This is a genomic window from Proteiniphilum sp. UBA1028, assembly GCF_002316955.1.
Lineage (GTDB): Bacteria > Bacteroidota > Bacteroidia > Bacteroidales > Dysgonomonadaceae > Proteiniphilum.
Genome location: NZ_DCEN01000016.1, coordinates 25,572 through 35,780 on the forward strand (window position 1 = coordinate 25,572; position 10,209 = coordinate 35,780).

Here is a 10,209-nt window from a genome sequence, read left to right on the forward strand (position 1 = left end):
TTGATGGCTTTTCTCTTTGATATAAAACGATACTCCATCAACGATGGCCCGGGGGTGAGAATTACGGTTTTCTTCAAAGGTTGCCCGCTCTCATGCCGCTGGTGTCATAATCCCGAAAGTATCTCTTGCCGTACCGAAAAACTTTACAATAAAAACAAATGTATAGGTTGCGGCAACTGTATTGCTGAGTGCCCGGAACATGCACTCACGTTATCAGCTGGAGAAGGTGTCGTGACAGATTTCTCAGCATGTGTTTTGTGCGGACAGTGCGTCGAAGTATGTCCTGCAAAAGCGGTTGAAATGAGCGGCCGATGCTTTACTGAAGAGGAGATAATGGATACGATACTGAAAGAGACTCATATCATGGACAACTCAGGCGGTGGAGTGACCTTCTCGGGCGGTGAGCCGCTCATGCATCAAAAGGAACTGAAACAGCTTCTGATTCGTTGTGGTAAATCCGGTATACATCGTGCGGTGGATACGTCTGGATATGTTCAATGCACCATCATGGAAGAGATCTTGCATTATGCCGATCTTTTCCTTTATGATTTGAAACACATGAACAGTGAGAAACATCGTTATTGGACCGGAGTAAACAACGATTTGATCTTGAAAAATCTCCGACTGATATCAGATCATGATAAAGAATACCAAATAAGAATTCCTTTGATAGAAGGAGTGAACTGCGACGATAATAATATCCGGGAAACACTCTTTTTTCTGGATGGGTTGAAAAACAGGCCGACAGTAGTGGGATTGTTGCCCTATCACAATATCGCTGTAAAAAAGTTTGAGAAATTAGGAAAAAGGTATCTTGAAAATGGCATGCAAAAGCCATCCGAAGACAGAGTCGGACGCATTTGTGATCTTTTTAAACAGAATGGGTTTAATGTGAATATCGGCGGATGATATTAAGAGATATCTTCCAGTTCGGTGCCAAAATATTTTGGCAGTTTCCCGAACTGTTTCTGAAAGCATTTTGCAAAATAAGATGGATTATTGAATCCCACAATGTAACACACTTCATTCACCCTGTACTTACCTTCGCCCAGCAGTTCTGCTGCTTTTTTCAGCCTCATAGACTGAATTAGCTTATTCGGTGTCACGCCTGAAATTTTCTTTATTTTTGAAAATAAGCCCGAACTGCTTATGCCCATCTCGGTGGCCAGATCATTAATGGAGAAGTCAGAGTTTTCTAAATTGCTTTCTATTACACCATTGAGCTTCATTAGAAACTCTTCATCTGCTTCATTCCCTGCCATACTCTTTAGTGATGCATAAGGTGTTTGCGTGAATTTCTGAAACAATAATTTGCGTGACTCAAGCAGATTGCGAACACGTGTCACCAGATAGGATATGTTAAAAGGTTTTTCGAGATAAGCGTCGGCCCCCATGTCAAATGCTTCGACTTTACTTACCACACTTGTTTTGGCAGTTAGCATGATCACCGGTATATGGTTCCACATAAAATTGTTTTTTACCACTTTGCAGAAAGAAATTCCATCCATTTTTGGCATCATCAAATCAGTGATAATCAGATCAACTTCCTGTTTTTTTAATATTTTCAGCCCCTCCTCTCCATCCTGAGCAGTATAAATAATATAATCATCCTTTAATTGTTTGCGAATAAATGACAGCATATCAGAATCGTCCTCTACAAGCAGAATTGTCTGTTTTTCGTCCTCATCCGAGTCGACACAGCAGGGTATAGGCTGAGCACACTCTGCTGATGTGACATTTATCAACCTGGTTTGCAACGTCTTTTCCTGTTGAATTTCCGATGAAACAGAAACAGCCTTTTTAGGTAGTATCAGTGAAATGGAAAGGCCGCAGCCAGGTTCGTTGTTAATTTCAATTTTTCCCTCTAGTGCCCATACAATTGATTTCACCAGAAAAAGGCCCAGTCCGGTTCCCGATTTGTGTTGTCCTGCAATCTGATAAAAAGGGTTGAAGATATTTTCCATTTCAGGTTCAGGTAGTCCGGGTCCATTATCCTTTACCGTTATTTGATAATATTGTGTGGAAAAATTTGCTCGAAGAATCAAAGCGATATAGTCGGTCGTATACTTCGAGGCGTTGCTTAACAGGTTGCTGACTGCTTTTGTCAGGTTCTCCTGATCGGTCATCGTTTCAAGGCTCAGGTCATCGCTGAGGTATTCAAATGTAATATTATTTTGTTCAATAAGTGGTTCAAACCGTTGATAGACTGATGTTAGTATGGAATGAATATTTTGGTTTGACAGCGTAACCTGAACGCCTCCTTTTTCAACTTTCGAGAAATCGAGCAATTGATTAACCAGTGTTAATAACCGCATACTGTTGCATCTCATGATGTTTAAATTATCCTTGGTGGAATCAGGCATATTATTAGAATTTTCAATCACCTGTTCAAGAGGGGCAATGATAAGACTCAGCGGGGTCCTTATTTCATGGGACACATTTGTGAAAAATTCTATTTGTGATTTATATATCTCTTTTTCCCTTTCATTTTTGATCTTAACGATCTCTTCTTCGTTTTTTCTTCTGTCCTTTTCTCGCAGCCAATAGAATAGATAGATAATACCTGAAATAATTAATAAAACGTATAAAGTGATAGACCATACGTTCCACCATAAAGGAGGTTTAATAACAACTCTCAGAATGTAATCTTTGTCGCTCCACACACCATCGTTGTTCGATGCCTTCACTCTGAACAGGTAGTCACCGGGCGGAATATTTGTGTAGGTCGCCCGTCTGTTATTGCCTGCATCGTTCCACTCTTTGTCAAATCCTTCCAGCATAAATGAATACCTGTTTTTTTCGGGTGCAAAAAAACTGAGAGCCGTAAATTCAAAACTGAAAGAATTATTGTTGTGAGCAAGAGTAAGTGCGGGCCGGTATTGTTTGTCACTTATGACAAAGTTATCCATATTCGCTACTTTATTGAATAGTTGAAAATCAGTAACTTCAATGGGCGGATTGTATTCGTTTCTAATCAGCTGCCTGGGGTGAAATACATTAAACCCGTAAGGGGTGCCAAGATAAATTTTTCCGTCAGATGATTTGAATCCTGAATTAGGTGTAAACAGATCGCTCAATAAACCATCACTTTGCGTAAATTGCCTGAACTGATGCGAGGAGGTATCATAGCAGATAAGCCCCTTTAGCGTACTTATCCACAGATTGTCATTTTCGGCAAATATCTTACAGATATAGTTGCTTTGAAATTCCATACCTTCATCAATAAAATTGTCCTCTTCCGCATTATATCGACATACCCCCTGATTAGTGCCGATCCAGAGTTGTTGCCGTTCGTCCACGCAAAGCGTAATCACATCGTTGCTGATCAATGAGTTCTTGTCGGCAGGATCGAACGTGTATCCCTTCCATTCCTTTGTTTTTTTGTCATATCGTTGTAATCCCCTGTTAATGGTTGCAAACCAGATATGCTCCCCAAGTTCTGTTATATCCATTACAAATTCATTCAGGTTTCGTACACGGGTGAAGTCATCTGTCTGTGAATTATACAGATTAATACCTGACGTGGTCCCTATCCAGATGTTATTATCCGAATCATTATAAATGGAGTAGATGTTGTTTGCATCCAGTGTCTTTGCATTTGCATTATCAGAATAATAGTGCTTAATATTCTTCGAGAAGAGATCCATTACGTATAATCCACCTGAATAGGTTCCTATCCACAGTTTGTTGCGAATATTGCAGAGTGCATGTATATTGTTTGAAGAGAAGTTGTTCTGATTTTCCAAATGATTGTAGGAGATGAAATTTCCATTTTTGATGTTCAGCTCGTTCAGTCCTCCATCCTCCGTGCCTACCCATAGATTGCCCTTTTCATCTTCACAGAAACAGCTTACCACATTTCCGGTGATGGAGTTCTCGTGTTTGATGTGCGAGAATCCGGTAAAATAATTCCTGTTTGGTGATGCATAGTTTATACCTCCATAGTATGTTCCGATCCAGAGCCCGCCTTCCACATCTTTATAGATAGGGTAGACAAACCGGTTGGATAGCTTGGGCTCACGAAAGTGTTGATCCATTCTGTTGCCGGCTACCGGCGATAGTTTGAAGGAGGTTAACCCGTCGTTAGAACCAATCAGCAGGGTTCCGGGATCATATTCCGTAATCTGATGGATGTGCTGAATACGGTCTATGCCCGGCGTGTTCAAATATCTTCCCTTGATGACTCCTTCTTGTTTATCGACAGCAATCAATCCGTTTATCCACGTGCCAAACCAAAGTGTTCCGAAGGCATCTTCCAGCATGCTGTATGCTCGCAGCTCTCTTTGTTCTTTATTAGTCATGCCGGGAAATGCCGGAATAAATTCTTCGGTTCTTTTATTAAATTTATAAATCTGGTGTTCTGTATTTTCTACCGATACCCAAATAACATTCTCCTTGTCTTTATAAATTGTATTCACCCAAATTGATTTATGCTGATCCACGATGAATTTCTCAAAAGAGTACAGCAATATGTTTTCTTCTTTTTTTACGAAAACTCCCTGAGTAGCCGAAGCAATCCATATCTTTCCATCGTCGTAGATCAGGTTTTGAATTCTGCCTAAGACGGGAGTGCCGGTTTCTGTTGTCAGCGAGAAAGACGAGAATTTTTTTTCGTTCAGATCGAATGTGGATACCCCTCTTTCGGTTCCGATCCAAAGTACCTCCTGTTCGTCTTCAACGAGGGCATAGACATAGTTATTTATCAACGAGTTTTCATTTCTGGGAATATTGCGATAGACGGTAAATTTGTATCCGTCGAAGCGATTCAGTCCGTTCTCGGTTCCAAACCACATGAATCCTTTTGAATCTTGCAGGACTGTATGTACTGTGTTAGAAGAGAGTCCATCCTCTGCCTTGTAAAACTTGAAATTTAATTCAATGGAAAAAGAAGTCAAGTAAATTAAGAGAAAATAAACAGTAATACAAAGCTTCAAAATGATATGTTGCATAAATTTCGTTTTTGAGTACTGATTTTAGTTAATAATGCAAATATACTTATAAATTTAAAAAAAATGTTTGCTTTGAAGATTTCAACGATAAATCGTGAATGTTTTGAAATTTTAAAAATATCCTTTTAGTAGTATTTTACCATTAATTTGTATTTTATTTATATATTTTCGTTTATGTAGAGTTAATTTTGCAAAAGAAAGATTATGCTTTTTCTTTAATTCTATAGAAAACGAAGATTAATCTTAAAGTTTTTCACTGAATAATTCATACTAGACGGTCTATTCAGATTTGTGAAAACAATTTATTGTGGATAGTTGATTTGACAATCTAATAATAACCAATAAAATAAATAAAACATTTTGCATATGGGGTACATTCTACTGAGATTTATTTGTTAAAATAAGTGTAAATTGATGGTAAAATAATGTATGGTATCAATAAATTTTTTTTTTATGAATAATCAAGTTTTCGCCTCTACTCGGATAATTCAGAGTAGATTTAAGGAAGTTTTAAAGAGGTTTTTTTTAATGACCTTTTTATTTCTCTTAACTGCTTTTAGTTTTGCTCAGCAGCAAAATGTGACAGGAACTGTAAAATATTCAGATGGAGAGGGAATTATTGGAGCAACGGTACAAATAAAAGGGACTGTAAGAGGTACAATTACTGATGTTTCAGGAAAATACAATATAAATGCTGAACCTGGTCAAGTATTGGTATTTTCTTATGTGGGCATGATTACACAAGAGGTACCTGTCGGCAACCAAAGAGTTTTAGATATTATTCTAGAACCAGATGTTGAAGTATTGGACGAGGTTGTTGTCATAGCATATGGAATGCAGGAAAAAGCTTCAGTTGTTGGTGCTATCTCCCAGGTTTCCGGAGATATTATTCGTAAAGTGAATACCGGAGGTAGTGTTGAAAATACGTTACAAGGTAGAATTCCCGGACTCAATATTATTGGGCGAAATGCTACACCCGGTGAAGAAGCAATAAGTTATTACGGTGCAGAAGGATTACAGATGAGCATTCGAGGAATGACAGCGATGGGCAGCAATGCCCCTCTTTTAATAGTTGACGGAGTGGAACGACCTTTTTCTAACCTAGATCCCAATGAAGTTGCAGACATTTCAGTATTAAAAGATGCCTCTGCTACAGCCGTATATGGTGTAAAGGGTGCAAACGGTGTTATTATTGTCACAACCAAACGAGGGCGTTCGGGTGCAATACAGCTGGAATTTTCGTCTCAATTATCGGTTAAAACTCCTACTATTTTACCAACATACCTTGATGCATATGAGACGTTGTCGTTACGCAATATTGCAAGTAAAAATGATCAGAAGTGGGATTTTATTGTTCCAGACGATATTCTTCAAAAATATAGAGATCAGTCAGAACCTTATCTATACCGCAACTTCGATTGGATGGATTTTTATTTTAAACCCGGTTTTGATCAGACATACAATATTAATGCCAGAGGAGGAACAAATTTTGTACGATATTTCGTGTCATTGGGTTATTTGCAAGAAGGAGATGTATTTACAACTGGTCATCGATTACCGTATTCCTACGATAAACATAACGGATCTTATTATCATAACAGATATACTTTCAGAAATAATCTGGATTTTACCTTGACCCCTTCTACAACACTGGCAGTGAATCTTGGAGGTAATGTTAGAGAATATGGTAAGCCTATCGATACTTTCACCCAGGAAAGATGGTTTCAATCTGTAACCGACTTTCCTTATTATCCGGTGGAAGCTTTGGAGCAATATCCGGATAATAAGATTCCCTGGGATCAAGGTGTACGAAGACCGTTTGTTGATCCTAATACTGTCCCTGCTACTGGAAGGTTAATATGGGAAGGAGGTCTTGGGTTCTGGCGGCATAAAGCAAACGAAACCAGTGTAGATTTAAATTTGCAGCAAAAACTGGATTTTATCACAGAAGGGCTTGCCATTTCCGGTCTCTTTTCATATAATAACTCTGCAATATACAGACAGGAATATTCTGTACCTTCATTTTATGCTTATTATTTAAATCCGGAAACAAAGGAATGGACTCGTCATCACAGCGAGGGAGAGCTTGATTATAACACCCCTCCTCCTATTATGCGGGTTTTAAACGACAATATATTCATGTCTTCAAGAAGTTTTTATTATCAAGCCAGACTAAATTATCAATGGACTTTTAGTGATAAGCACTCAGTTTCAGCTATGGGACTCTTTAGTAGAAGGAAGTCTCAGGGTGTTTCTGATTTTCCACATTATGAGGAAAATTGGGTTGGTCGTGCAACCTATGATTATGATGGTCGATATTTATTAGAAGCTAGTGTTTCGCACACAGGTTCGGAAAAGTTTGCTCCTAAACTTAGATTCGGAACTTTTCCCTCTTTTGCGGGAGGATGGAATGTTTCAAACGAAAGTTTTTTTAAACCGGTGAAAGATATCATCAATAATCTCAAGTTAAGATATTCTTGGGGAAAAGTTGGAAATGATGGAGGCATAGCCCGTTGGTTATATAGAACTGAATATACAGAGACTGGCGGAAATGCCGTATTTGGGTATCCCACCCAAAGTTATCCTTATATATCAGAAGGTCCGATACCAGTTACAAACGCAACATGGGAGAAGGCTACCCTTCGGGATTTTGGAATAGAAATGGGTTTCTTTAATAATTTAATTAAACTTGAGGTTGATCTTTTTGATGAATATCGTTCCGACATGTTGCAAAGTAGGAACAGGGTCCCTTCCTGGGTTGGTGTTTCTTCTATCCAAAGTAACATCGGTGAGGCAAAGAGTCACGGTGTTGAAATTGTTTTGGGATTACAGCATCAGTTTCCAAATGATTTGTATCTCTATTTTGATGGAAGTTTTTCGGGTACGGAAAGTAGAGTTGTATATTGGGATGAGTCTGAATTTATTCCCGATCACTTAAAGGCAGAAGGCAAGCCTGTCTCATTGGCAAGAAGGATGTGGAGCCGTGGAGTGATGGATGATGGTTACTATAGCAATTTTGATGAGTTGTTTTTGTATCCTCAACGAGTGGATAAAAAACCCATGGTGGGCGACCTGAAATATCTGGATTTTGATGGCAACGGTAAAATTGATTCTCAGGATGGAGTGGTAGGAGACTATCCGTGGGAGCCTGAGCGTTATTATAATGCAACTTTTGGAGGGAGCTATAAAAATTGGTCTCTGGAATTCAGTTTTTATGGTATCAGCAATACCCAAAGGATGGTGAGAGGGGGTGGAGAATTCTTTTTATTCCCTTTTACGCAGCATAGAAATAATGCTTACGTGGCTCACTCTGATTATTGGAGGCCGGACAATACATCCCCCTTGTTCCCAACTCCTCATTATGAGGCAAATAATCACTATAATTATTTTAACTCTCAGTTTGCAATGCTTGATGGGCAGTATATGCGATTGAAACATGTCAGGCTTGGTTATAACTTTGAGGATTTGTTTTCAAGGTTTGGAATCAGCAATGTGGAAGTAGCCCTCATTGGAAATAATCTTTATACTTGGCAGAAAAGAAAATGGGGAGGTGATCCGGAAGGATTTAATTTTGGTGAGGATTTTGGATCGTATCCGCATCTGAAAAGATATTCACTCGAAATTCGTGTTGGATTTTAACCTGCTAAAAAAATAAATAGTTATGAAATATTTTATAGTATTACTATCAATAGTCTTCCTCTTTTCAAGTTGTGAGTCATATCTTGATAAAGCTCCAGAAGCGGATGGAATGTCAGAAGCGGAGGTGTTTGGGAACTATCAAAATTTCCGAAAATATGCGGATAGAATGTATCAAGACAGACACAATTATTTGACTCAGGGTGATTATACACATATCGCTTCGTTATCGGATGAAGGGACTGCCGTATCCGGATGGCCATCGCTGGCAGAGGCTCAAAATGGAAATTGGATAGGCCTTGTAGAAAGTGATTATCCCACTTCAGGGCTCTTTGGAGGAGTGTGGCGTTCGTGGAGGAGTATTCGCATTGCGAACAAAACTCTGGAGAATATAGACATGCTCAGCAATGATCCAAACGTCACAAAAGATCAAATTGATCAATTGAAAGGTCAGGCCCATTTTATGAGGGCATGGTATTATTATGAGTATTTAAGACGTCAAGGCGGGATGCCCTATATTCAACATGCATTCAATGCAAGTGATAATTTTGCATTACCAAGACTCACGAGACAGGAAACTGCCGAAAAGATTGCTGCAGATTGCGATACCGCTTTCCAGTTTTTACCTCAGAGATGGCCGGACAACCACATAGGCCGTCCCGAAAAGGGATCCGCCTTGGCGCTTAAGGCTGCGGCTTTACTGATTCCGGCCAGTCCAAAATACAATACAGGTAACGATAAAACCAGGTGGGAACATGTTGCACAAGCGGCATGGGATGCCATTGACTATGCAACCACGACTCGACGTTACAGATTACTACCCTCTAACTCTCTTGATACCATCACGTATAAAACTCCCGGAGGAATAAAAATGATCGAATATGCGAGTGGGTTTGATAGTATATTTATGTATTTGCCTTACAACGAAGAAATTATGTGGGAGCACTTTGGCGCGATAAATGACAATATGTATAATTTGTTCGGTGTTCCTTCGATTACATCTTCAGGAATTTTAAAAGGATATAGTGTTTCTGCTAACATGGTTGAGCGATTTGAAACAAAAAACGGCTTAGCAATTGAAGATGATAAAAGTTTTGATCCACAGAATCCGTACATCAACCGCGATCCTCGTTTCTATCACTCCATCCTGTTTAATCAGATCAGATGGACAAGTGAAAGTGGAAGATATTTAGAGTTATGGAATGGAGGAAGCGAGAGAGTCCCTGAAAATTTTTATAATAGATCGGGATATCTTGCAAGAAAGTTTTGGGCTCCGAATAGGGATCAATTTTCAGGAAGAACGAATGAAAATAATCATGCAATATATTTTCGGTTATCTGAAATGTATTTGATCTATGCAGAAGCGGCGAATGAACTTGGAGGCCCACTTTATAAAATAACCGGATCGGACATGAATGCTGTAGATGCTGTTAATATTGTAAGGGAAAGAGTGAAGATGCCTCCGGTTCATGCAATGTATTTAGGCAATCAGAGTGATTTCAGAGAAAGAATACGCAATGAAAGGGCGGTAGAGTTTTTTCTGGAAGGTAAACGTCTTTTTGATTTGATGAGATGGGGAGTTGCACATGAACCGGAATATAAAAATTTGTATGCTCATAATCTG

General features: G+C 39.0%; 4 protein-coding genes. 3 read left to right on the forward strand and 1 reads right to left on the reverse strand.

What is annotated here, in order from left to right:
• Positions 1-3: 3 nt before the first annotated feature.
• Positions 4-909, forward strand: a complete 906-nt coding sequence (locus tag B3Z75_RS01965) for a glycyl-radical enzyme activating protein (RefSeq protein ID WP_294067193.1) — start codon at positions 4-6, stop codon at positions 907-909.
• A gap of 2 nt (positions 910-911) precedes the next feature.
• Here the strand turns inward: B3Z75_RS01965 and B3Z75_RS01970 are convergent, their stop codons facing one another.
• Positions 912-4,949: a hybrid sensor histidine kinase/response regulator transcription factor gene (locus B3Z75_RS01970; RefSeq protein WP_286853941.1), complete on the reverse strand. Its 4,038-nt coding sequence runs from the start codon at positions 4,947-4,949 to the stop codon at positions 912-914.
• 453 nt (positions 4,950-5,402) lie between these two features.
• Here B3Z75_RS01970 and B3Z75_RS01975 point away from each other — a divergent pair, with 453 nt between their 5' ends.
• Both B3Z75_RS01975 and B3Z75_RS01980 read left to right on the forward strand, forming a co-directional pair.
• Positions 5,403-8,588: a SusC/RagA family TonB-linked outer membrane protein gene (locus tag B3Z75_RS01975; protein WP_286853940.1), complete on the forward strand. Its 3,186-nt coding sequence runs from the start codon at positions 5,403-5,405 to the stop codon at positions 8,586-8,588.
• A gap of 22 nt (positions 8,589-8,610) precedes the next feature.
• A partial coding sequence (locus B3Z75_RS01980) for a RagB/SusD family nutrient uptake outer membrane protein (protein ID WP_294067196.1) occupies positions 8,611-10,209 on the forward strand: 1,599 nt, incomplete at its 3' end.

Excerpts from the sequence above, each read along its gene's own strand:
- B3Z75_RS01965 (WP_294067193.1), top strand. The coding sequence starts at position 4 with ATGGCTTTTCTCTTTGATATAAAACGATACTCCATCAACGATGGCCCG.
- B3Z75_RS01975 (WP_286853940.1), top strand. The coding sequence starts at position 5,403 with ATGAATAATCAAGTTTTCGCCTCTACTCGGATAATTCAGAGTAGATTT.
- B3Z75_RS01970 (WP_286853941.1), bottom strand. The coding sequence starts at position 4,949 with ATGCAACATATCATTTTGAAGCTTTGTATTACTGTTTATTTTCTCTTA.